The organism is Pedobacter suwonensis, from assembly GCF_900111825.1.
GTDB lineage: Bacteria > Bacteroidota > Bacteroidia > Sphingobacteriales > Sphingobacteriaceae > Pedobacter > Pedobacter suwonensis.
This window is the reverse complement of the sequence record NZ_FOJM01000005.1, coordinates 1-23866: the sequence shown is the minus strand read 5'-3', so window position 1 is coordinate 23866 and position 23866 is coordinate 1. Positions and strand designations below refer to the sequence as shown.

Below are 23866 nucleotides of genomic sequence, written 5' to 3'. Positions count from 1 at the left end.
CGCTGTCTGAAATAATATAATTAGTGCGCGCAAATAATTCAGAACAGCATAATGAACGAAATGAATAAAATATCCGTTTGCCAAAATCCATTGCGGATGTAGCAACGTATATAGGCCAGTTCTTGTAAATCTCACCATTTATGCTCAATTCATTGAAAAATCAATGATTTGTCATGCCAAAAGATCTACTGACGATTATCCTTATTATCAATAAAAAAACAAAATGAACAAAATCAAAACAATTGTACTTTCTACTGTTGCTGTCCTTTCCGTTTTTACAGTCGAAGCACAGACTTTTAAAGAGCCGGTGGGTTACAAACTTAAGAATGGCATGAACATTATTATTTCAGAAAATAATAAATCGCCGAAGGCTTATTCCAGTTTCACCTTGGATATCAAAGCATTTGACACTAAAAAAGATGGTATAGTTGAGCTATTAAATGCCGTGCTAAATGAAAATGAAAGTAAAAGCCCGAACATCAGTTTTAAAGACAACAGTGGTAAGCTGGCTACGTTAAATACTGACCTGGAGAAAGACCTGATACAGATGGCTTCGGTAATTCAAAACGCTAGCTTTGATCAACTTACCTTTGAAGTGGCAAAAACTAAATTGATGGCCAGCATCAAGCAACAAGATCATGATTATGATCAAACGGTAAATGAAAATTCGATCAACGCCTTAACACTGGCCGATGTTAAAAACTTTTATAACCAGATTTCTCCTGAAAAAACATTTCTGACCATTGCAGGCGATATTGATTTAAATACAGCTAAAGCTTCAGCAAAAAAAGCTTTTGGCAATTGGAGCCGGACACACGAACTAACATCAGCTGTTACAAAGTAATATTGAAATTAAGTCAAGGCCATTTGATTCGTTTCAAAGGGCCTTTTTCAGGTCCAAATGCTACTTTTTTAAAAATAAAAAGCTTTATTTTTTGATGGTTTAATTAACTAACTTGCACATATAATGTATTTTGTATCCTTCGTTAATCCAAGCATAAAATGATGAGAATTAGCCTAAGCAATTCTGCTGTCCATTTGCTTAGGAGTGATGCCATTAATGATAAAACCAAGTTGTAAATCTGAACAGTACGCAATGTATCGTCAACCAAAAAGGAAAACCGCTGCACAATCAATACTTACATTTTTTTTGGCGATATTCCTTGGGGTCGGTTCATTAAATGCCCAGGAACGTAAAGCAGATATTTCCAGTTTTAGTAAAATAATTGATAACTGTATCGCATTCAATAAACTTAAAGACTCAACAGCGGTTTATAGTTTTACCCTAGCAGTGGCGCTAAAAAAAATAGCTGGAAAAATTAATTCGGATGTAAATATCAATAATCCTCTTATCGATGCTGTATTTCTTGACAAAACGAAGATCGCTAAACTGGATTATTCCGAGATAGTTTCTAAAGGTTATAAGGGTGTGCAGGTGAAAGTAGTTGTTATCGTTTTATCATCAGATAATAACTCAAAAATGATCGATGTTTATGCCATCCCCAAAATAATTGGCAACATAACTACAGATCCAGAAGGGTATTTAAATCTGGACACAATTGTTATTCAATACGACAAAAAAGAATATAATTGATATTACTGATCTACAATATTATAGTATATCTCAGACGAAAAATCATTACTTTGTATAAGTTAACGCCCTTTGAATCATTTTCAAAGGGCTTTTTTACGCCGAATTGTTACATGCCTTTAATTTTTAGCCATTCACATTCCGGCAATCATTTAATATCTTCGTTATAAATAAAATCATTAGTTTCCAAAAAAGCCTCCTCAAATGAAAAGAGCCTATATCCTACTTACTTTTATTGCCATTAGTTTATCGCTACAGGCCCAGGTTGTGGTTAACCGAAATCAGGATATCGATAAAATGGTCAAGGCTGTAAATCCCGATTCGCTAAAATCTTATATCAGTAAAATGGTTTCTTTCGGAACCAGAAATACGCTTAGCGACATTAAAAGTAAAACAAAAGGAATTGGAGCCGCAAGAAATTGGGTGCTGAGTAAATTTAACCAGTTTGCAAAGCAAAGTGATGGCAGGCTTACTGCGTACCTGGATACCATTACCCTCAAACCTGACGGTAAAAGAGTAGATCAGCCTACACTTTTAGGCAATGCCGTAGCGATATTAAAAGGCACGGATGCCAATGATAAACGGGTTTATGTAGTAAGCGGACACCTGGATAGCCGTGTTACGGATGTGATGAACAGAACCAGTGATGCGCCGGGCGCTAACGATGATGGCAGCGGAGTAGCAGGCGTAATAGAGGCCGCCAGGATTATGAGTCAGTATAAATTTCCGGCAACCATCATATTTGTAGCCGTAAGCGGAGAAGAACAATCTCTACTGGGTTCTGGTTTTATGGCATCGAAAGCTAAAAAAGAAAACTGGAGCTTAGATGCCATGCTGAACAATGATATGATTGGCAGTAACAATAGCAGCGAAACACAAATTATTGATAATACAAGGCTGCGTGTATTTAGCGAGGGTTTACCCAGTTTCGATCTGGATAAAAATGCCAAAAGTATCCGCCAGTTTGGCTTGGAGAACGATGGTAAAAGCCGTCAGTTGGCACGTTATGTTAAAGAAATAGGCGAGCGTTATGTAGATCAGTTAGAAGTTAAATTAATTTACAGAAACGACCGGTTTCTACGTGGCGGAGACCATACCCCATTCGTAGAAAATGGTTTTACAGCCGTACGCATCACCGAAATGAACGAAAACTTCGATCACCAGCATCAAGACCTGAGAACAGAAAATGGTGTGCGGTATGGCGATCTGCAGGAATTTATGGATTTTGAATATTTACGCAAAAACACAGGTGTAAATATTGCTGTTTTAGCCAATCTGGCCAAAGCCCCTTCAAGCCCAACCGAAGTAAAGGTTGACGTTAAAAACCTGAGCAACTCTACCCTTTTATATTGGAAAGCCCCCCTTATTGGTACGGTGAAAGGCTATTATGTATTAATGCGCGAAACCAGTAGCGCTGTCTGGGAAAAGAAATTTTTCACTTCCGCTACTGAATTAAGATTGCCCTACAGTAAAGACAATTATTTATTCGCCGTTCAGAGTGTTGGAAATGATGGTAATGAGAGTTTACCCGTAGTACCCGGTATAGGCAGATAATTAAAATATTTTGGTTTTATCCGTATTTAAACTCAAATTTATCACATGAAATTCAAACCGCTGGCCTTTATTATTAACATTGCCATTACACTGGGTGTTGGCGCCTTAGGCGGATGGGCTACTGCTCAATCGGTCAAAACCTGGTACCCAACATTAAATAAACCATCGTTTAATCCGCCAGATTGGCTTTTTGCACCGGTTTGGACCAGCCTTTATATCTTAATAGGTATTGCGGCCTATCTCGTTTGGGTAAGACGCGATAAAATTGTTCATTTCCCTCGTACTGTAGCCATTTACCTCATCCAGCTGATTTTGAATCTCGCCTGGTCGTTCATTTTCTTTTATCTGCATGAAATAGGTTTTGCGCTGGCAGAAATCATTTTACTGTTGCTTGTGATCGTTATTAATGCCATCACTTTTTATAAAATCAATAAATGGGCCGGAATACTTTTTATCCCATACATCATGTGGGTAAGTTTTGCTACATTTTTAACTTATAACATTTTCATATTGAACTGATTTTAAAAGAAAAACACTTATTTTTAGGGGTGGTAACTTTTAAAAGATATTTGCTGATCCTGTTCGTTCTGTGTTGTAGCCAATTGCAGGCGCAAAAAGTAGGTCTCGTATTTAGTGGCGGTGGTGCTAAAGGATTGTCGCACATTGGTACGCTAAAGGCCCTTGAAGAAAACCACATTCCAATCGATTACATTACCGGCACCTCTATGGGCGGGATCGTTGGCGCCATGTATGCGGCTGGCTATAGTCCAAAACAGATTGAGGAAATAGCCCTGAGTAACGACTTTCAGAACTGGGTAAACGGACGTTACACAAGTGATTATACGTATTATTTCCAGAAAAATACACCCAATGCCTCCATGCTTACCGCAAAAGTGGCTATTGATACGGGTTTTCATTTTAGCTTCCGTTCCAATCTGATTAATGATATTCCCTTGAATTTTGCTTTTCTGGAGCTTTTTTCACAGGCCTCAGCCGTTTCCAAAGATAATTTCGACAACCTGTTTGTTCCCTATCGCTGTATGGTTGCCGATGTGCTTTCGCAAAAAAGCATCACGGTAAGTAAAGGAAGTTTGGCTGAAGCCGTAAGGGCCACCATGACGGTACCCATTATCTACAGGCCAATTAAATTAGATGGCAAGTATGTTTTTGACGGTGGCCTTTACAATAATTTCCCGGCAGACGTAATGGAAAGAGATTTTAAGCCCGATTATATGATTGGGGCCAATGTTTCTTCCAAAACCTATAACGAATATCCTAAAAACATCGACGATCGTTTAATGAACCGCTTTCTGGTATACATGTTCTTATCTAAATCAGACTCTACCATGATCGGTAAAAACGGTGTATATATCCAGCCAGATTTAGCCACTTACAGCGTAACCAACTTCGCTCCGGTAGCAGAGCTGATCAAAAAAGGATATGATGCCACCATGGCTGATATGCCAAGGATTAAAGCTTTGATCAGCAGAAGGGTGAGCGATGAAGAACTGGCGCAGAAAAGGGAAAAATTCAATTCGAAAAAACCAGATCTCAGATTCAGTAGTATCATCGTAACCGGTGTAAACAACCAGCAAAAAAGATATGTAGAAAGGCTTTTCAAAAGCGATAAAACTACTTTTAACCTGCAAGATGTTAAACGTGGGTATTACAAACTTGTTGCCGACCAAACTTTTGAAACGGTATATCCCAAAATTTCTTATCAGGCTGCAACAGACAGCTATACCTTTGAAGTAGTGGCACAGCCCAAAAAGAGTTTTAAGCTCGAGTTGGGTGGCAATATTTCAACCAGGCCCATCAGTAATGTTTTTTTAGGTGCGCAATACAATTACCTCAACCGCAAATCCTACACTTTCGGAACCAGCTTTTACTCCGGTCGTTTTTACGAATCAGTACAAGTGAATGGACGGGTAGATTATCCAACCAGGCTCCCCCTGTTTCTTGCCGCAGAGCTAACCTATAACCACTGGAATTTTTATAATACCAGTCAGATTTTTATTGAAAACCCACGCCCCATTTATATCGAACAGTCAGACCGGAAGATCGATCTGATGATGGGAATGCCATTAAATTACAACACCAAAATTGTGCTCCATGCTAACTTTATCAACAATAATGACCGGTACAGTCCAAATAATACCTTTGCAGTAGGCGATTTCTTAGATCAAACTATATTTAATGGCTTCAGGGGCTCGTTAAACCTGGAAAAGAATTCGCTGAACAGAAAACAATACGCCACCAATGGCCAAAGCTTTTCGTTAAGTTTTAATTACACCACCGGTCGCGAAAATTATAATCCCGGTAACATTTTCCGGAATACCCCTGGTTTTGTGAAAATCCCGGGCAGTAGCCAGCTACGCCATTGGGCCAGTATTAAGCTTACGCAGGAGAACTATTTTTTACACCTCAACAAATATACGCTGGGTTACATTGTTGAAGGTGTAATTTCGAATCAGCCCTTATTTAGCAACTATTACGCAACGCTTTTAACCGCTCCGGCCTTTTACCCACTGCAAGATAGCCGCTCGCTGTTCCTGGATAAATTTAGGGCGACCACCTATGCCGCTGGCGGAATAAAAAACATTTATAATGTTAAAAAAAACCTTGATTTTAGATTAGAGGGTTATTTATTTTTACCGCATAAAGAATTTGAGCTGAATAATTTCCAGGACATCAGTTATGCAAAGGCCATTACAAAATTACGTTATGCAGGTACCGCTGGTCTGGTTTATCATTCACCTCTGGGCCCGGTTAGCCTAAGTTATAATTTATATAATGATGCTATTAAAAGAAATGGCGTATTATTGCATATCGGTTATTTAATTTACAATAAACGTTCTATCGAATGAAACGAATCGTACTCTTGTTTTTGCTGTGTATAAACGGCCTTTTCGGCTTTGCACAAAACGCATCAATCAATAATTTCCTGGTAAAAGAGAATTTGCTAAAAAACAGTAAACTGGCCATCATAGCAGCCGATTCTTTGAACAACCCCAACGAGAGCATTAACGGAACCTATACCTTTAGTGTAAGTGGCTTTACCCAGGTATTAAAATTTAATGATGGCATAGCGGTGCTGCCTTTACCGATCGATAAATCTACTTTTGTTTATATCAAACACCAAAACGACGCCGGTACACATAGCAAACTCGTGTATGTTTATAAAAAAGATACCGATTTAAGTCCTTACACCATCAACAGTTTATGGTTATTCATCATCCCTATCGCACTGATTATCATCGCTTTCGCCTTCCGTAAACTTATCATATTTGTGATAATCGTGCTCCTGGTATTTGTATATTTCAACCATAGTAACGGATTAAATCTTTCTACTTTTTTCGAAAGTATTTTTGACGGCTTGAAGAATCTGGTCTGACGATCTGTGGTGGCTGATGTTTCCATCTGGCGCAAAAACAGCTATAACCATCACAAGCTCAAAAAGAGATTACCTTCCGGTAAAAATCTATTGAATAGTGATCTGTGAGCATACAGACCACAGCATTAGACTTTAGTTTTTATTTGTGGTGTCAGTTGTTACCAACTGACACAAAAACAGTTATAATCATCACAAACTCATGCTCATGCTCCTTTTAACGAGTGTGAAAATAGCAAATCGCTTTTAACGATTAACATTATTGTTTATTACGAAAGTTTCTATTTTTTTTAGAAAAGCAGTACCTATGGTGCTTCGGTTCCGCTAGCCCCGCCCTTTGCTTAACCCCGGTAAATCTTGGATAAATTAAATTCCGCTTAAACCGGGGTAACGCTGCCGGTCGGGTTTAGTTAACACGGGTCAGTTAACGAAATAAAAAGGGTTTGTGCAGACACAAACCATGGAATGGGACCAAACCATTGATATAAAAATTTCTCCGTGCTAATCCGTGTTTCCGTGGCAAAAATCATTTGTGGCGTCAGATTGTTCCAACTGACACAAAAGCAATATTCGTGGTGTCTGATGTTACCATCTGACACAAAAAGCAGCAATTAGCTAGTAAAAAAGTTGGGCATTCAATTAGGTTGTAAATCAAGGTCAGTTATTTCAAAATAAGATGGTTCGTGAAGACAAGAACCATGGTAGTAATAAAAATTCATGCTCACGCTCGTTTCCAACGAGTGTGAAAATAGCAAATCGCTTTTAACGATTAACTTCATTGCTTATTACAAAAGGTCTAATACAATCTCCATCTTTTATAGAACAGCAATACCTGTGACACTTCGTTTTCGCTAGCCCCGCCCTTTGCTTAACCCCGATAAATGTTCTATAATTAAATTCCAATAAAATCGGGGTAACGCTGTCGGTCTGGTTTATTAAACTTGAGTTTGTTATGCTATCGAATTTCTCCGTGCCAATCCGTGTTTCCGCGGCTAAAAACTTAAGTAATCTGTGAGGACACAGACCACGGAATTGGTTATTTTAAGCGCCAATAAACATTTCATAAAACCATCCAATTTTTACTAAAATTTTTAGTAAATTTGCTTTATGGAAAATCTTTTTTTGATATGCCTAGTTCCTCCTGTTTCTATTGCAGAAGATATCGACGAGATTAGGACCTACATTGCAGATAAATTTAATGTGCGTGAATCATTAAAGCGTCCGCCACACATTACTTTATATCCTCCGGTAAAACTTTCAGGATATGATGCAGAAGAGCGTTTTTTCAAAGCGCTGACAGATGCCTCCTTTAATCAGCCATTTACACAGGTACTCCGAAATTTTAACTCCTTCCCCGAACATACCTTTTACCTAGATGTTGAACAAAACGAAGGATTGATGTTGCTGGAAAAACAGATAACCAAAACCTTACAACCTTTAAAACTGATCGGGAAAAAAGAAAAATTCAATCCACATTTAACTTTGGCATTCAGGGACATAAAACCCGTTTTCAAACAGATCTGCGCGGAATTTAAAGACCGCAAATTTAAACGGGAATTTGAGGTTTCATCTTTTTCTGTTTATAAGCACGTGGATAAAAGATGGCAACCCTTTAAAGAATTGCCTTTTAAAGATCCCGATACAAAACCTAAAACTTTAACGCTTTTTGATTAATTAAAACGGCATTCCGATACCAAAATTGTATTGTATAAAACGATAGGTATCAGGCCCATGCGTGGCGTTATAAGTATTTTTAAAATCCCTTGCTCCGGATAAAAACTTGCCGATGACCCATTGATCCGAACCTGCGAACTGGGGATCTTTAAGTTTTAATCCCACATCAAACCTGAAAACAAAATATTGCACATCATATCTCAGCCCTACACCTGTACCAACGGCTAACTGTTGCGCCAATTTACTCAATCTAAATATGGTTTGCTCGTCAAGTGAAGGATTGGCAACAAGAATTGACTCGCCCTTCCTCAGGTTCCATACATTACCGATATCAACAAATGCAGCACCTTTTAAAGTCGCACCTAGAAACTTCTTCGCAACGGTAAAACGGTATTCAAAATTGGTTTCAATCCGCATGGTTCCGAGTTGGTCGAGTCCAAAAAATGCCCTCCTTAGCGTATCACTCCGTAAAAGACCTCTATCATAGTTACCGGGCCCGATGGTTCTCGCCTGCCAGGCTCTTATCCCGCTTGATCCACCAGCAAAAAACTGCTTCTCAAAAGGTATACCGGTTAATACTGAATTTCCATAAGCATAAGCTACGCCTGCATTTAAACGCGCAATAAACTGCCGATCACCGCCTAAATGTTTATACCACCTTAAATCAACTTCAGGACGCATGTATTGGTTAAATGGCAGGCCCAGTATTCTTGCTGGATTGTTGTTTGCAGGATCACCTTTTTTCCCGATCAATCCGGATATTCCCTGCAACATATTTCCTGCGATGTCCATTCCGGCCCGTAAATAAACAAAAGACCGGTATTCATTTAATTTATTTGCATTTAGGGTATAGGTATATTTCATGCCCAGTGTTAAATCTTTACGGCCTAATAAGGTGGAATAATAAAGGTTGTTCAATACGGTTTGCTGATCAACATTAGGGTCTAAATAGCCAAAACGGTATTCGAAATTTAAAGGCGTAAACGAATGTAATTTAGATTTGGTTTCAAACCAATCGTAAGTAATTGAATTGATAAAGATCCTTCTAACCGATACATCTTTCTGCAGCGCATAAATGTAGCTTGATGCAAAAGTAGTGTGCGGCATGCCGTTCCCTCCTAAAACCGGATTATAGAAAGGAATCATCAACCGTGGTACGGTGATACTCGAACTGATTGAAAAATCACGCTGATAAATATCGCTAAAGGGTTTGGCACCGTTGCCAATCCTTGATTGCAAACCACCTTTTACCTGAAGTTCAAATCGTTCGGCCCCTCTGAAAATATTGTTATTGGTATACGTATTTCCAATGGTAAAACCTACCGTACCGCCATTAAAAGGCACCTCCCCTTCCACGCGGTTACTCATCACCTTTTGTGGAATAAGCTGAATTACCGTATTTATTTTGTTTGAAGTACTATCTCTACGGTAATAATCAATCTTTACATTTTTAAAAATATTGAGTTCATACAACCGATCGTAAGTAAGGTTTTCATTTCGGATATCATAAAGATCGCCCTGTTTCAAAAAATCATACCTTACAATAGGGTTTCTGCGGTAGCGCTTAGAAAAATCGGTAAAAATGATACCGTTAATGGTGTCTTTATTGAGCTTATAACGTACCGAATCCGGGAAGCCATCCGGGTTAGGCGCAATAATCATATGCGTATATCCAATATTGAACTGCCTATGTTCGCCGTTGTTAGGGTTGGTTACATTCAGGTTCAGGTCAATTTTATTGGTTTTTGAAGTAGGTTCGGCACCATAAACATCAAAATTAACATATGGTCTTAAGAAATAGAAATAACCGTTTTCTTTCATGATGCGGTAAATCTGTTCCCTTTCATACGTTAAAGAATCTTCATCGTACTGCATCCCGGTGTGCAGATGGCTTATTTTCGCTTTATTCGATTCGTAAAGGTTTTTAATGTTCGCATTGGGTATCGAATCGGAAATTTTATCTAAAAAATAAGCAGGTCCTGGTTTTGCCGTGAACACAATTTCGGCTTTTTTATCTGCAACCTTTATCGCTGCCTTTACATCGGCCCGGCGGTAGCCTTTGCTTTTTAAAAACTTCTGTATCTGTGTTCTCGAAATCTCGACCAGCGTACTATCCAGAATGGCGGGTGGCGTACCAAAGGGTTTGATATCGCTCGTTTTATACCGGCCATCTTTAGTATTAAACAGGTTGTATAATGGTACCTGGATACTTAGCTTAGAAGCCGGTCTGATATCTTTCTGCACATAATTGTAAGCCTGTTCTTCAAATTTAGCATCCACACTATCGATAGTTACCTTTTTCACTATCGACTGATAGTCTGCAATATACTTAGTTGATGAGCAGGCCTGAATTAAAACAATAATAAATAGTAATATTGCAGTGCTTTTCAGTTTAATATTTATTGAGTTTTGGTATGCTTTCAAAATCACAGATTAGTTTTATAAAATCGTTACATCAAAAAAAATATCGTAAAGAACATGGTTTGTTTATTGTTGAAGGTATAAAATCCATACAAGAATTTTTTCAATCAAGCTACCAGATCCACACTATATTTTATAACAGCGAGCAATATCATTTGTTACCCAAATTGCCTGCAAATATAAACTTATTTGAAGTAAAGAACGCCGAATTAGAGAAGATTAGTACGCTGCAAACACCACAGGGCTTTTTAGCGCTTGTTCACATTCCTAAAAATAAAGAATTGGCACTAAAAGAGCTAGAAAATCAGTTTACTTTGGTATTAGATGGCATTCAGGATCCGGGCAATATGGGCACTATTATCCGTACGGCAGATTGGTTTGGCTTTAAAAATATCATCTGTTCTCCTGACTGTGTAGAGGTATTCAATCCGAAAACGGTACAGGCCACCATGGGCTCTTTGGCCAGGATAAATATCCATGAAGCAGATTTACCGGCATTATTGGAGAACAATACCATCCCTGTATTCGGTGCGCTGTTAGATGGCGAATCGATCTACAAAACGCAATGGGGAACGGAAGGACTGGTAATTTTAGGTAATGAAGGAAAGGGCATATCGGCAGAGGTGATCAAAAAAATAAATAAGCCGGTCACAATTCCAAGAGTTGGAGCAGCCGAATCATTAAACGTAGCAGTAAGTGCAGCAATCTTTTGTGCTGAATTAGTGCGAGTTCGCAATTAAATTAGATAATTATTAAAATAATGTTTGCGCGCTAACTAATAATTGCTATTTTTGCAGCCTTGAATTTAAGGTCGAGTGGCCGAGTGGCTAGGCAGAGGTCTGCAAAACCTTCTACAGCGGTTCGAATCCGCTCTCGACCTCCATTTGTACAAATAAAATAATTAAAAAGGTTATTACCATGGCAGTTACCAGATTAAAAAGAAAAGACAGAAGAAATAAAAATACAGCTCACCAAGAGGTAGCATTTTTAAAAAGAGCAACTAACATTGAGTTAGGAAGCCGCTCTGCACAACCTAAAAACGATCAATTAGCTAAAAACAACGCTGTTTTAGCTGCTTTGGCAAAATAGTTTTTAGAAATTCTTCTAAAAAATTTAAAGCATCCTTCTGATCAAAGGATGCTTTTTTTGTTTACGGCTGCTAATGGTCTTCGACAGGCTCAGACTGACAAAGCTTAATCAGGACATATTACCGGAAGGGTGGCTATAAAATGGAATATCACATTAAATAAATTCTTTAACGCGCTACCATTTACTGGTTACAATCTATTCGTCATTGCGAGGAGAAACGACGAAGCAATCTTATACCGGAAAATATTACTTTAAAGATTGCTTCGTCGGCTGAAAAAGCCTTCTCGCAATGACGACCCTGTGAGGAGAGACAAAGCCGAATTGCGACTAAACCAGCGCTTTACAGATACTTTTGATCAACCCCGGTCCTTCGTAAATAAAACCGGTATACAACTGAATCAGACTGGCGCCTGCATCCAGTTTCTCCCGTGCATCCTCGGCCGAGTGTATACCACCTACCCCAATGATCGGGAAAGCTTTATTCGATTTTTCTGAAAGATAGCGGATCACCTCAGTAGAGCGTTCTTTAACTGGTTTCCCACTCAATCCCCCTGTTTCGGCTTTTAAATGCTGCTCCGTAGCCAGGTTCTCCCTACTGATGGTGGTATTGGTGGCAATAATACCTGCTATTTTAGTCTCTGCGACAATTTCGATGATATCATCTAATTGCGCGTCAGTTAAGTCAGGTGCAATTTTTAATAAAATCGGACGAGAAATATCATTTTTTCGGTTGCGCTCCTGTAAGGTATTCAGAATTTTCTTAAGGGGCTCTTTTTCCTGTAGTTCGCGTAAGCCTGGCGTATTAGGCGAACTTACATTCACCACAAAATAATCTACCACATCAAACAGACGGTCGAAACATTTAATGTAATCGCTTACCGCATCTTCATTTGGAGTTGCCTTATTTTTACCGATATTTCCACCCACAACAATATCAGGGTGTTTATCTTTTAGCAGACGCAAACGTTCTGCCATTACATCAACCCCCTTATTGTTAAAGCCCATCCGGTTAATTAAGGCTTCATCATTAGGCAGGCGGAACATCCGGGGTTTATCGTTTCCAGGCTGTGGCATTGGTGTTACCGTACCTACTTCGATAAATCCAAAGCCCAGATTACTAAGTGGCTCTACGTATTCGCCATTTTTATCAAATCCGGCAGCCAAACCAACAGGATTTCTAAATTTTATGCCAAAAACTTCCCGTTCCAGACCTTTGATATGTACATCAAAACTGCTACGGATAATGGTTTTGCCCAGCGGAAAATTATCATTAAACCATTTTAACCGTTTGACTACAAAATAATGTACGTTTTCAGGGTCAAATTTGAAGAATATTGGTTTAATAAGGCGATACATGCCACGAAGATAAGAACTTATAGGTAAATATGGAAAAAAGGTTAATTGGTTCAATAGCCATTCGTTCATTAGTCCCGGCAATAGTTCATAGTTGATGGTTTGATAGCCAATAGCTATAACCCAGCGCGTTATTGACTATAACATAAATACGAGCACTTATCAATAACATTGGGCAATCAACCATGAACGATCAAACCATTAACCAGTTAACCATCATTCCTAGCGAACTTGTGCATCAACCAATGACCAATGAACTAATGACTAATGAACTACTTAGTATGCTGCCGTAAACTGCTCCTGGTGGTGCGCGTTATTTTCCAGCTCATCAGCAATTACAATCGCCAAATCTTCTACGGATAAAATTGAACGGCCTTCTTCATTAAAAACCGGACTGGTTTTACCTAAACGATATTTCCCGGTACGGCCAGTAGTAATGCCTGGATGCATCTCAATTGCCGGACTAAAAAATAACCAATCCAGTTCTTTCTCCTGTTTCAGCGTGTTAAAATAATCCCTTACTGCGGTTGCGCCTGGCTTGATTTCGGCAGGAAAATCCGGTCCGTCTACAATCTGGTGACCATCGATCTGCAAGGTACCTGCCCCACCTATAAAAATATAACGTTTAACACCTGATAATTTAACTGCCGCCTGAATGGCATTAGCACCTGCTAAAGTATCGTTGTATAAATTTGGGTTGGTCCAGCCCGCGTTAAAAGCACTTACTACGGCATCTGCACCAGCTAAAACTGCTGCTAACTTTTCAGTATCCAAAACATCGACTGCGGTCTTACTTACTTTTTCATTGTTACTTTCAATTTTTGCGGTATCGCGGGCAATGGCAATCACTTCATTTCCACGACTTACCAGTTCGTTTAAAATCGCTTTGCCTACAAATCCGGAGGCGCCTATTAATGCTACTTTCATGTTATTTAATTTTTAGTTTATGTATTATTACAAATTGTAATGTTTTTTATTACAGTTATATGCAAAAAAAATTATTCAAACCTGGCCGCAAAATCTGCCAATGTCTGTTTCGATAAATTTGCGATCAGCGCATGCTCTGCAGCGCTGTACAGCGTATCTAAATGTTGGTTAATCTGCCTGCCGACCGGACATTTAGGATTCGGTTCATTTTTATGCTGCCCCAACAACATATTGCCACTTCTAACCGACTGATAAACTTCGCCCAGATTAATATCTTTGGCATTTTTAGCCAGAAACGAGCCTCCCCCCTTACCTTCTTTACTCTCCACGAAACCATGTTTACGTAAATTCATGATTTCCTTGCGTATCAGAACAGGATTGACATTGATACTTCCGGCCAGGTATGCTGAACTCACCACATTACCTTTCGCCTCATTTAATAAGGTTAAAATGTGTAAGGCAATCGGAAACCTGCTGGTGCTCATTCTGTAATTATTTTTATTACAGTACAAAGGTAGAAAGGATTTATAGAAATCAAAATTTATTTTTCAATTCCACAACAACTGCCTCTTCACTTCCCTACCGTTGACTGATTTTAAAAATCTCCGTCCTTTCGACTGTAGCGCAGTCCCGAACGTTCGGGAGAGAAATCTTTGAACTATGCAGAAAAATTTCTCCACTGCGGTCGAAATGACGACTTTTCGCGGCTGATCATTTCGCTAGGATTCTTCTGTCACTAATATTGATCACAATAACAGTTTTCCCTATTTGACTTTCTACCTGAAAAAAGCCTTTAAAATTCGTACTTTTGCAGCCGAAATGATTTCAATAAATAATTTAACTTTCCTGATTGGCTCAAGGGCCTTATACGATGACGCAAACTGGCACATCAAACCTGGCGACAGAGCTGGTTTAATTGGTGCCAATGGAACAGGAAAATCAACACTTTTAAAAATAATTGTAGGCGAGTACGCACCAAGTTCGGGTACGGTTTCCATGTCTAAAGACCTGAAAATTGGCTACTTAAACCAGGATTTACTTTCTTACGAATCGCACCATAGCATTTTGCACGTGGCCATGGAAGCTTTTGAGCGCCAGAACCAGTTGCATGATGAAATTGAAGAACTGCTAAAAAAAATCGAAACAGATTACAGCGAAGAGGTTTTATTTAAATTAAGTGATAAACAGCAGGAGTTTGAAGCTTTAGACGGTTATAACATCGAATATAGGGCAAACGAAATTCTGGCTGGTTTAGGTTTTAGTCCGGCAGATCAGCTAAGACCGCTAAATACTTTTTCTGGGGGATGGCGGATGCGGGTAATGCTCGCGAAAATCTTGTTGCAAACACCAGATATCCTATTACTGGATGAGCCGACCAACCACATGGACTTACCTTCCATTAAGTGGCTGGAAAACTATTTAATGAGTTTTGAAGGTGCCATTGTAATTGTATCGCACGATAGATATTTCCTGGATAAGATTGTAAACCGTACTGTCGAATCGCGCAAAGGTAAATTAACCGTTTATGCCGGTAACTACAGCTTCTATGTGGAAGAAAAAGCCCTGCGTGGCGAAATCCAAAAGGGCGAATTTAAGAACCAGCAGGCCAAAATTAAACAGGAAGAACGTTTAATTGAACGCTTTAAAGCCAAGGCGAGCAAAGCTAAAATGGCCCAGTCGAGGATGAAAGCTTTAGACAGGATGGAGCGTATTGATGATGTGGATGATGACAACCCAACTGTAAATTTTGCTTTCAAATTCTCCAAACCATCGGGCAGACATGTGGTACGGATAGAGCATGCCCATAAAAGTTATCCAAATGTTCATATTTTAGATGACGCAGAAGGAGTAATCGAAAAAGGTGATAAAATTGCCCTGATCGGTGCAAACGGAAAAGGTAAATCTACTTTATTGAGAATGATTGCAGGAACCGAAAAATTTGAAGGCATCTGCGAAACCGGTCATAATGTAACCACCACTTTCTTCGCACAGCACCAGCTGGAGTCGCTTCATCTGGAGAACTCCATTTTGGAAGAGTTACAGGCATTTGCACCCAAACATACTGATACCGAATTGCGGAGTATTTTAGGGTGTTTCCTATTTACCGGTGATGACGTTTTCAAAAAGATCAAAGTGCTTTCCGGAGGAGAAAAATCACGTGTGGCCCTGGCTAAATCATTAACAACAGATTCAAATTTCCTGATTCTGGATGAGCCGACCAACCACCTGGATATCCAATCGGTAAATATCCTGATCCAGGCCTTACAACAATTTGAAGGTACTTTCATTACCGTATCCCACGATCGGTATTTCTTAGATAATGTAGCCAATAAAATCTGGTTTATCGAAAACGGAAAAATTAAACAATATCCAGGTACTTATGCCGAATACGAAGAATGGAACAGCAAAAGGGTAATTCCCGCAGCTAAACCTATTCCGGTTAAAATGCCGGAGAAAAAAAAAGAACAGCCAAAACCGGTTACACCCAACACGGCCAACCAGTTAAAAAAACTGAATGACGAACTGCAAAAAACAGAAAAACTGATTACCGAACTGGAGCAAAACGTAAAAAGTATTGAAGCAGAACTGGCTGATGAAAATGTTTATGGCAATGCCGAAAAACTGGCTGAAGCCAACAAACGTTATCTGGCCACTAAACAAGATTTAGATAACAGCCAAACTAAATGGGAAACACTGGCTGCTGAGATTATGGAGCTGGAAGGTTAGTTTTAAACACAGATTTATTTAGATATACGCCGTTCTGATGTAAAATCGGGACGGCTTTCTTTTTTATTTTTTGCCACGGAAGCACAAAACCACGGAGAGCGTTTTTTCTGTCATGCTGAGGCACGAAGCATCTGCAACCTATTAATGTGCAGTCAGATGTTACCATCTGACCTTAAGTAAATTCTTAGAAATAGAATTTATGTGCAGACTGAAAATAAGCTTGTGTCAGATAGTAATATCTGACACCACGATAAAATCCCTCTACCGACGCATCAAAAAACTTCCGTGTTAATCAGTGTTTCCGTGGCAACCAAACGCTAACCCAATTTTGTCCCTTCCCAATAAAACTTTACTTTTAGCCATGCAGAAAATAGTATTTACGGTTTTATTTTTCATCTCTATATCCGCCTTTGCGCAAAACGACAAAACGTTTACCAACGAGAACAAAATCTATCTCCCCAATATTAAAACTGTACTTTGCTATAACAGCAATAAAGAGCAGAGTTTGCCTGTTATTATGCTAAATTCGTCAGAAACGATAACTTTTTCCTTTGATGATCTACTTGCCGGCACCCAAAACTACTGGTATACCATTGAGCATTGTACGGCAGAATGGGAAACTTCCAAAATCTCAAGCATCGATTATTTAGAAAGTTTCAACGACGACCGTATCATCAATTACCGCTATTCATCCAACACGGTAAGAAAATATACCCATTACGAAATCAGCTTACCGAATACCCAAATTCAGCCTAAAATTGGTGGAAATTATGTGTTAAAAGTTTATTTAGATGGTGATAAAAACAAACCGGTTATTTCACAGCGGTTTTACATCCTCGATAATCAGGTGGCGGTTGCAGCAGATATAACCAATTCCATGCAGGTGGAGAACCGGAACTACAAACAAAAAATCAATTTTACCATTAATCATACCTTCCCCATTCCTAATCCTTATCAGGATGTAAAAGCGGTAGCGATGCAGAATTTTAATACCAATACCATTCAGGTTAATACGAAACCAGCATTCGTGAGACCAAACCAACTGGCTTATAACGACCTTAATACCAACGATTTTTGGGGTGATAATGAGTTTAGAAAGTTTGATACCAGAAGTTTACGCTACAAAGCAGATAACGTAAAAGATATTTACCGCGATAACTCATCCGTGAATGTGATACTTTTTCAGGATGCACCCCGAACAGTAGGTGCTTTTGCCAACCAGTTTGATGAAAACGGAAACTTTTTTATCCGCAATACCGACGGGCGCGATGATAAAACAGAATCAGAGTATATGAGTGTTTTATTTACGCTGAATGCGCCTGCACCTGGCCCTAATGGCGATGCTTATGTAGTTGGCCGGTTTAACAATTATACCATGAGCAATGAAAACAAACTGCTTTATGATGCAAACAGGAAACAGTTTTATGGCAACGTGATCCTTAAACAAGGCCTTTACGATTATGAATTTGCCTGGTATAACAATGACACCAAAACACTGGAAACCAAACCTTTTGAGGGCGCATTCTTCCAGACCGAAAACAGTTATCAGATTTTTGTTTATTACCGACGCCCGGGCGCACGCTGGGATACACTGGTCGGTTTTACCAATTTAAGCAATAAAGTTTCAGACAGAAGGTAGCAGTACCATTGCAAGATCGCTCTATCATGATAATATATCAAATGGATAAATAATTATAAGCATGGCTCCGGTAATTATATTACTTTTTGGCAGCTTAAATTTGCTTTAAATTTAAAGCGGTCGTCACCCTCAATTTATTTCAGTTTCTTTCCAGCTAAGAAGGAGCTAAATGACCTTATATTCCTTATATGGTAAAAGCCCTTTCGCCAATACGCTTTAAATAAGTGCAGTTAAGATCAACTTAAAAATTATAACCAAATAGATCTAGAAGCAAGTTACCATTGACAGATTCTAATAGAATAATCGTCATCTCGACCGGAGCGACGCGAAGTGGAGAGATCTTTTAAACCAGATTATTGAATCAGATTTAAAAGATTTCTCCATTACGCTACCGATGAAAAATCGGTTAGCTTCAGTCGAAAGGACGATACTATTCATTTAAATTCTCCTGTCATTGATTTTTATAAAAAATTCCCTCAGAATTGACATTGGTTTTAATTGTCAAATTGACCTTTAAATAACTATACCTACCTTTATTGTTACATAAAATTTCTTTGTTTTAAATGTGGTTATTTACTTTAGTGTTTCAGAAAGTCACCAGATAAACACTAGCAGATCAAGCATATCTAACCAATAATTATGTTTAAAAAGTTAATTGCCGTAGCATTAATCATCTATCCTTGCGCGCAGATTTTAGCACAAACCACCAACGAATCGTACACACAATCCATCAATGGAACCAAATTAAAATTCGATATGCAGGCTATACCGGCAGGCAAATTTAAAATGGGCAGTAAAACAGGAAAACCAGATGAGCAACCCGTTCATGAGGTTAAACTCGATGCCTTCTGGATGGGGAAACATGAAGTAACCTGGGATATTTTTGAGCCTTTTCTTTACCGCGATTATGAAAAACAAGCCAGTACAAGCGCTATTCCGGCTGAAGTAGACGCCGTTACCAGGCCCACAAAACCCTATCTCGATATGACTTTTGGCATGGGTAAAGCGAACCAGCCTGCAGTAGCCATGACACAATATAACGCCATCCAGTTTTGTAAATGGCTTTATATGCGTACAGGTGTTTTTTATCGTTTGCCAACAGAAGCGGAATGGGAATATGCCTGTAAAGCCGGAACGGAAGGCAACTATTCTTTCGGTGATGATGCTTCTAAGTTAGGTGATTATGCCTGGTATAAAGATAACAGCGATAACAAAACACACCAGGTTGGCCAAAAAAAACCAAATCCATGGGGTTTATTTGATATGTATGGAAACGTGAGCGAATGGACTTACGACCAATACTTTCCTGATTTTTATAGTAAGAGCAAAGATAAAACAGTAGAAAACCCGGTTGCCATACCCGAAAAACTATATCCAAATGTAGTGCGCGGTGGTTCTTATGACGAAACACCAAACAATTTAACCTCTACAGCAAGATTAGCTTCTGATCCATCATGGAAACAATTAGATCCGCAGATTCCAAAAAGTAACTGGTGGTTCCCTGAAGCGCCTTTTGTTGGGATGCGCCTGGTACGCCCGGTAAAAACCCCTTCAAAAGCTGAAATAGATGCCTATTATAACAAACAACCTATAAAAGACTTTTAACCCTACACTATCTAACCAAAATAAAAAACTAAACACATGAAAAAACCAATCAACCAACAAGATCGTCGCGATTTTTTAAAAGCAACCGCCATGCTGGCCGGCGGGGCCATGATCAGCAGTATTCCACTGGCCGGTGCATATGCCTCAGGATCAGACACCATTAAAATTGCCTTAATAGGCTGTGGCGATCGTGGTACCGGAGCAGCTTTCCAGGCGCTAAGCACTAAATTTAATCTAAAACTGGTGGCCATGGCCGATGCCTTTCAGGATCGCTTAGATGGCAGTTATCAATCGTTAAGTTCTAAATTTGCAGCAAAAATGGATGTTCCGAAAGAACGCCAGTTTGTAGGCTTCGATGCTTATTTAAAAGCCATTCCATTAGCCGATGTGGTGCTGTTAACCACCCCTCCAGGCTTCCGCCCTATCCATTTCGAAGAAGCGGTTAAGCAGAATAAACAAATTTTCATGGAAAAACCGGTTGCTGTAGATGCACCGGGCATCAGAAAAGTATTGGCCGCAGCCGAAGAAGCTAAAAAGAAAAAATTGAATGTGGTAGTCGGTTTACAGCGCCGCTACCAGACCAACTATCGCGAATCGATGAAGCGCATTAACGATGGCGCCATTGGCGATATCATGTCGGGCCAGGTATACTGGAACAGCGGTGGCGTTTGGGTACGTCCGCGTACAGCAAACCAGACCGAAATGGAATACCAGATGAGAAACTGGTATTATTTCAATTGGTTATGTGGCGATCATATTGTGGAGCAACATGTGCATAATATCGATATCGCCAACTGGATTAAAAACGGACATCCGGTTTCGGTGCAGGGAACAGGTAGCCGTGCCTGGAGAACAGGAAAAGACTATGGAGAAATTTATGATAACCACTCTATCGAATTAACCTATGCCGATGGTGCGGTAATCAATAGCCAGTGTCGCCATTTCGAAGGGATCAGTAACCGTGTGGATGAAACTTTTCAGGGTACAAAAGGCAAAATTTACCTTTCAGGCAGTAACCAGGCCATTATGAAAGATTACAGCGGCAAAGAATTGTATAACCACAATACCAAAGGAAACGCCAATCCATACCAAACTGAACATGATGAACTTTTCGATGCGGTTTCTAAAGGAGAATATAAATTCAGTAATGTAGATTATGCTGCAACCAGCACATTTTCGTCTATTATTGGCCGTTATGCTACTTACTCTGGCCAGACGATCAAATGGGATGAGGCTTTAGCTTCGAACATCAGTTTAATGCCAGATCGTTTTGCATGGGATGCTAATCCAAAGTTAATGCCTGATGAAAAAGGCCTTTATCCTATCGCCATGCCCGGACAAACCAAGGTGATCTAAAACTAAATGGATGCGCTATAGGCTTTTGCTTTTTATTTTACCATTGATATTGGCTTTCTCCCTGAAAAAAGAGTTAAAGCAGTATAAAATTAATGGTTTTGCACAGGGAACCGATTATGCCATTATGTACTATGCTATTGATAGTGTGGCGACTAAAGCGGGCATAGATAGCTTATTAAACGAAATTGATTTATCGATGTCGCTTTACAAAAAGGGATCATTGATAAATCAATTTAATGCAGCCGAAAAAGCAATTAAAACCGATCGTTTCATGAACGACGTGCTTAAACGAAGTTTCGAAATCAATCAAGATACAAAAGGCATTTTCGATATAACCGTTGCGCCATTGGTCCAAGCCTGGGGTTTTGGCCCAAAAGAGGCTAAAAATGAACCCGATCCGGCAATAATTAAATCAATATTGGCTTGTGTGGGTATGCAGAAGCTAAAGTTAAAAGAAAGGGTACTGACTAAATCAAAACCCTGTATTCAAATCGATTTAAATGGAATTGCACAAGGTTATAGTGTAGATTTAATTGCTGCGTATCTTGAGAAAAAAGGAATTAAGCAATATGTAGCCGAACTGGGCGGTGAAATCCGCATTTCAGGACCTAAACCCAGTGGAGAAACCATGAAAATTGGCATTGAAGGTCCGGATAAAGATGGAACACCGGTAATCAGGCATATCGCCGCGATAAATGCTGGTGCCATTACCACTTCTGGCAACTACCGGAAATTCCACCAGAGTGGAAAGAAAAAAATTTCACACCTGATTGATCCTCAAACAGGCTACCCTTTAGATAATGAAATGATCAGCGTTACCGTTTATGCTAATGATGCCATTACAGCCGATGGATATGATAATGCCTTAATGGCGATGCACCTTAAAGATGCCATGGCATTTGTAGAAAGCAGAAAAAACCTCGAAGCTTATTTTGTATACCACCGAAAAGATGGTACAGTAGCTGATACGCTAACTACAGGACTCAAAAAATTAATTACACACTAATATCTGTTAAAACTAAACCGATGAAAAGAAGTGAGTTTATAAGAAATAGCCTGTTAACTGCAGGAGCAATAACCACAGGAGCAGGATTGAACAATACTTTTGCTGCTGAAAAAACAAATGATACATTAAGCGATAAAACTTTCAACCTCGATTATGCACCGCACCAGGGCATGTTCCAAAATCATGCAGGCAAAAGCTTTTTAGATCAGATCCAGTTTATGTACGATAAAGGTTTCCGCTCTATTGAAGATAACGGTTACCTGGGCCGTTCTGTTGAAGAACAGGAGAAAATCGGAAATTTACTCGCGAAACTAGGCATGCGCATGGGCGTTTTCGTGGTAGATGGTGGCGATAACTGGAAAACTTCTTTAACAACCGGGAAAAAAGAGTTTAAAGATAAATTTGTGGAAACCTGCAAAAAATCTGTAGAAGCTGCCAAACGCTGTAATGCCAAATGGCTTACCGTTGTGCCTGGGTTTTATGAGCGCAACCTGCCTTATGGCAATCAGTTTGCCAATGTAATTGATGCCATGCGTGCTGGTGCTGAGATTTTTGAACCCCATGGTTTGATTATGGTGTTGGAAACCCTGAGCGATACGCCAGAGCTTTTCCTGCAAAAAACGAATGAAACCTATGCCGTTTGTAAAGCGGTGAACAGTCCCTCCTGTAAAATTCTATATGATATCTACCACATGCAGCGTACGGAAGGCGATTTAATTAAAACCATCGACCGTTGCTGGGATGAAATTGCCTACATCCAGATTGGAGATAATCCGGGACGGAAAGAACCTACAACCGGAGAAATCAATTATAAAACCCTGTTTAAACACCTGCATAGCAAAGGTTATAAAGGGGTAATGGGTATGGAGCATGGTAATTCTAAAAGTGGAAAAGAGGGCGAAATGGCTGTTATTTCGGCTTACAGAGTTGAGGATAATTTTTTGTAGTATCGACGTCTCGTCATTGCGAGGCACGAAGCAATCTTAATGCGCTGGCTACTAGCGACCGTTGTAAGATTGCTTCGTCGTTCCTCCTCGCAATGACGATTTATCTCTTTCGGTACTCTTTAAGAACCTTTTAAAAAATCTGTCATTCTGAACGCAGTGAAGAATCCTTAACATAAGGGCTTCAATTTTGCCATTCTTAGAGCTCTGTTATGATACAATTTATTTTATAAAGATCCTTCGCTGCACTACCATTGACGTTATTTTGTAATTACCTATTAATGAGCAGAATGCGGCATCATGCATTTCCGTATAGCTAGGCCATAGCACCGTATCACCGTTCTACTTAAAACCGGCCTAATAAATTTTTCGGACTGCACTGTTCTAGCCATAACACTGGCTTTAAAAGAAAAATTTTCAGCCGGCATTTTTTGTTACTTTTTGATGCCAAAAAGTAAGAGCCCTTCGGCGGCGGTGAGCCGAGGCAAGAATTGTGCGAAGGAAAAAACGTCAATCATATTGATTTTTATATCATAAATTATCCCTCAGGATGACAACACAAATGTTAATGAATTCCCCAATCTTCGAC

19 protein-coding genes and 1 tRNA gene are annotated in these 23866 nt (G+C 39.4%); 16 read left to right on the top strand and 4 right to left on the bottom strand.

Features of this window, described 5'->3' with window-relative positions; genetic code table 11:
• The first annotated feature begins 223 nt into the window (after positions 1-223).
• From BM107_RS07505 to BM107_RS07475, 7 genes are all read left to right on the top strand, one after another.
• A complete protein-coding gene (locus BM107_RS07505) occupies positions 224-844 on the top strand; it encodes a peptidase M16 family protein (RefSeq protein ID WP_090981869.1) in 621 nt (206 codons plus the stop codon).
• A gap of 252 nt (positions 845-1096) precedes the next feature.
• Positions 1097-1594, top strand: a complete 498-nt coding sequence (locus tag BM107_RS07500; protein WP_134203926.1) for a hypothetical protein — start codon at positions 1097-1099, stop codon at positions 1592-1594.
• Between the two features lie 201 nt (positions 1595-1795).
• Positions 1796-3145 carry a M28 family metallopeptidase gene (locus tag BM107_RS07495; RefSeq protein ID WP_090981865.1) on the top strand — a complete coding sequence of 450 codons (1350 nt, stop codon included), beginning with the start codon at positions 1796-1798 and terminating at the stop codon, positions 3143-3145.
• 45 nt (positions 3146-3190) lie between these two features.
• The gene (locus BM107_RS07490; protein ID WP_090981864.1) at positions 3191-3664 is read left to right on the top strand and encodes a TspO/MBR family protein; all 474 of its coding nucleotides are present in this window, start codon (positions 3191-3193) and stop codon (positions 3662-3664) included.
• A gap of 83 nt (positions 3665-3747) precedes the next feature.
• On the top strand, positions 3748-6012 hold the full coding sequence (locus BM107_RS07485; RefSeq protein WP_244278759.1) for a patatin-like phospholipase family protein: 2265 nt from the start codon (positions 3748-3750) through the stop codon (positions 6010-6012).
• The gene (locus BM107_RS07480; RefSeq protein WP_090981862.1) at positions 6009-6539 is read left to right on the top strand and encodes a hypothetical protein; all 531 of its coding nucleotides are present in this window, start codon (positions 6009-6011) and stop codon (positions 6537-6539) included. The genes BM107_RS07485 and BM107_RS07480 overlap by 4 nt, the downstream gene beginning before the upstream one ends.
• A 1104-nt stretch (positions 6540-7643) precedes the next feature.
• Positions 7644-8210, top strand: a complete 567-nt coding sequence (locus BM107_RS07475; RefSeq protein ID WP_090981860.1) for a 2'-5' RNA ligase family protein — start codon at positions 7644-7646, stop codon at positions 8208-8210.
• Here BM107_RS07475 and tamL read toward each other — a convergent pair whose 3' ends face one another.
• Positions 8211-10640, bottom strand: coding sequence for a translocation and assembly module lipoprotein TamL (tamL, locus tag BM107_RS07470; RefSeq protein WP_244278758.1), 2430 nt, complete (start codon positions 10638-10640; stop codon positions 8211-8213).
• On the opposite strand from tamL, the gene BM107_RS07465 reads away from it, so the two are divergent.
• The 3 genes from BM107_RS07465 to BM107_RS07455 all read left to right on the top strand — a co-directional run bounded on the left by BM107_RS07465 (position 10625) and on the right by BM107_RS07455 (position 11720).
• Entirely contained in the window at positions 10625-11371 is a 747-nt protein-coding gene (locus BM107_RS07465) for a TrmH family RNA methyltransferase (RefSeq protein WP_090981858.1), read from the top strand. The genes tamL and BM107_RS07465 overlap by 16 nt on opposite strands.
• A 69-nt stretch (positions 11372-11440) precedes the next feature.
• Positions 11441-11514: transfer RNA gene (locus tag BM107_RS07460), tRNA-Cys, on the top strand.
• Between the two features lie 35 nt (positions 11515-11549).
• Positions 11550-11720: a hypothetical protein gene (locus tag BM107_RS07455; protein ID WP_029275070.1), complete on the top strand. Its 171-nt coding sequence runs from the start codon at positions 11550-11552 to the stop codon at positions 11718-11720.
• Between the two features lie 327 nt (positions 11721-12047).
• On the opposite strand, the gene BM107_RS07450 is transcribed toward BM107_RS07455, so the two are convergent.
• From BM107_RS07450 to BM107_RS07440, 3 genes are all read right to left on the bottom strand, one after another.
• The gene (locus BM107_RS07450; RefSeq protein ID WP_090981856.1) at positions 12048-13076 is read right to left on the bottom strand and encodes a quinone-dependent dihydroorotate dehydrogenase; all 1029 of its coding nucleotides are present in this window, start codon (positions 13074-13076) and stop codon (positions 12048-12050) included.
• A gap of 273 nt (positions 13077-13349) precedes the next feature.
• A complete protein-coding gene (locus tag BM107_RS07445; protein WP_090981854.1) occupies positions 13350-14000 on the bottom strand; it encodes an NAD(P)-dependent oxidoreductase in 651 nt (216 codons plus the stop codon).
• Between the two features lie 71 nt (positions 14001-14071).
• On the bottom strand, positions 14072-14485 hold the full coding sequence (locus BM107_RS07440) for an Rrf2 family transcriptional regulator (protein ID WP_090981852.1): 414 nt from the start codon (positions 14483-14485) through the stop codon (positions 14072-14074).
• Positions 14486-14819: 334 nt separating this feature from the next.
• On the opposite strand from BM107_RS07440, the gene BM107_RS07435 reads away from it, so the two are divergent.
• The 6 genes from BM107_RS07435 (at position 14820) to BM107_RS07410 (ending at position 23280) form a co-directional block, all read left to right on the top strand.
• Positions 14820-16727: an ABC-F family ATP-binding cassette domain-containing protein gene (locus tag BM107_RS07435; RefSeq protein ID WP_090982343.1), complete on the top strand. Its 1908-nt coding sequence runs from the start codon at positions 14820-14822 to the stop codon at positions 16725-16727.
• 361 nt (positions 16728-17088) lie between these two features.
• The gene (locus BM107_RS07430) at positions 17089-18366 is read left to right on the top strand and encodes a type IX secretion system plug protein (protein WP_090981850.1); all 1278 of its coding nucleotides are present in this window, start codon (positions 17089-17091) and stop codon (positions 18364-18366) included.
• Between the two features lie 639 nt (positions 18367-19005).
• A complete protein-coding gene (locus BM107_RS07425) occupies positions 19006-19971 on the top strand; it encodes a formylglycine-generating enzyme family protein (protein WP_090981848.1) in 966 nt (321 codons plus the stop codon).
• Positions 19972-20007: 36 nt separating this feature from the next.
• Positions 20008-21327, top strand: coding sequence for a Gfo/Idh/MocA family oxidoreductase (locus tag BM107_RS07420; protein WP_090981846.1), 1320 nt, complete (start codon positions 20008-20010; stop codon positions 21325-21327).
• Between the two features lie 10 nt (positions 21328-21337).
• Positions 21338-22333 (top strand): FAD:protein FMN transferase, encoded by a 996-nt coding sequence (locus BM107_RS07415; RefSeq protein WP_090981845.1) that lies wholly within the window; start codon positions 21338-21340, stop codon positions 22331-22333.
• Between the two features lie 20 nt (positions 22334-22353).
• Positions 22354-23280 carry a hydroxypyruvate isomerase family protein gene (locus tag BM107_RS07410; RefSeq protein WP_090981843.1) on the top strand — a complete coding sequence of 309 codons (927 nt, stop codon included), beginning with the start codon at positions 22354-22356 and terminating at the stop codon, positions 23278-23280.
• The last annotated feature ends 586 nt before the right edge of the window (positions 23281-23866 follow it).

Excerpts from the sequence above, each read along its gene's own strand:
- BM107_RS07505 (WP_090981869.1), top strand. The coding sequence starts at position 224 with ATGAACAAAATCAAAACAATTGTACTTTCTACTGTTGCTGTCCTTTCC.
- BM107_RS07500 (WP_134203926.1), top strand. The coding sequence starts at position 1,097 with ATGTATCGTCAACCAAAAAGGAAAACCGCTGCACAATCAATACTTACA.
- BM107_RS07495 (WP_090981865.1), top strand. The coding sequence starts at position 1,796 with ATGAAAAGAGCCTATATCCTACTTACTTTTATTGCCATTAGTTTATCG.
- BM107_RS07490 (WP_090981864.1), top strand. The coding sequence starts at position 3,191 with ATGAAATTCAAACCGCTGGCCTTTATTATTAACATTGCCATTACACTG.
- BM107_RS07480 (WP_090981862.1), top strand. The coding sequence starts at position 6,009 with ATGAAACGAATCGTACTCTTGTTTTTGCTGTGTATAAACGGCCTTTTC.
- BM107_RS07475 (WP_090981860.1), top strand. The coding sequence starts at position 7,644 with ATGGAAAATCTTTTTTTGATATGCCTAGTTCCTCCTGTTTCTATTGCA.
- BM107_RS07465 (WP_090981858.1), top strand. The coding sequence starts at position 10,625 with ATGCTTTCAAAATCACAGATTAGTTTTATAAAATCGTTACATCAAAAA.
- BM107_RS07455 (WP_029275070.1), top strand. The coding sequence starts at position 11,550 with ATGGCAGTTACCAGATTAAAAAGAAAAGACAGAAGAAATAAAAATACA.
- BM107_RS07450 (WP_090981856.1), bottom strand. The coding sequence starts at position 13,076 with ATGTATCGCCTTATTAAACCAATATTCTTCAAATTTGACCCTGAAAAC.
- BM107_RS07445 (WP_090981854.1), bottom strand. The coding sequence starts at position 14,000 with ATGAAAGTAGCATTAATAGGCGCCTCCGGATTTGTAGGCAAAGCGATT.
- BM107_RS07440 (WP_090981852.1), bottom strand. The coding sequence starts at position 14,485 with ATGAGCACCAGCAGGTTTCCGATTGCCTTACACATTTTAACCTTATTA.
- BM107_RS07435 (WP_090982343.1), top strand. The coding sequence starts at position 14,820 with ATGATTTCAATAAATAATTTAACTTTCCTGATTGGCTCAAGGGCCTTA.
- BM107_RS07430 (WP_090981850.1), top strand. The coding sequence starts at position 17,089 with ATGCAGAAAATAGTATTTACGGTTTTATTTTTCATCTCTATATCCGCC.
- BM107_RS07425 (WP_090981848.1), top strand. The coding sequence starts at position 19,006 with ATGTTTAAAAAGTTAATTGCCGTAGCATTAATCATCTATCCTTGCGCG.
- BM107_RS07420 (WP_090981846.1), top strand. The coding sequence starts at position 20,008 with ATGAAAAAACCAATCAACCAACAAGATCGTCGCGATTTTTTAAAAGCA.
- BM107_RS07415 (WP_090981845.1), top strand. The coding sequence starts at position 21,338 with ATGCGCTATAGGCTTTTGCTTTTTATTTTACCATTGATATTGGCTTTC.
- BM107_RS07410 (WP_090981843.1), top strand. The coding sequence starts at position 22,354 with ATGAAAAGAAGTGAGTTTATAAGAAATAGCCTGTTAACTGCAGGAGCA.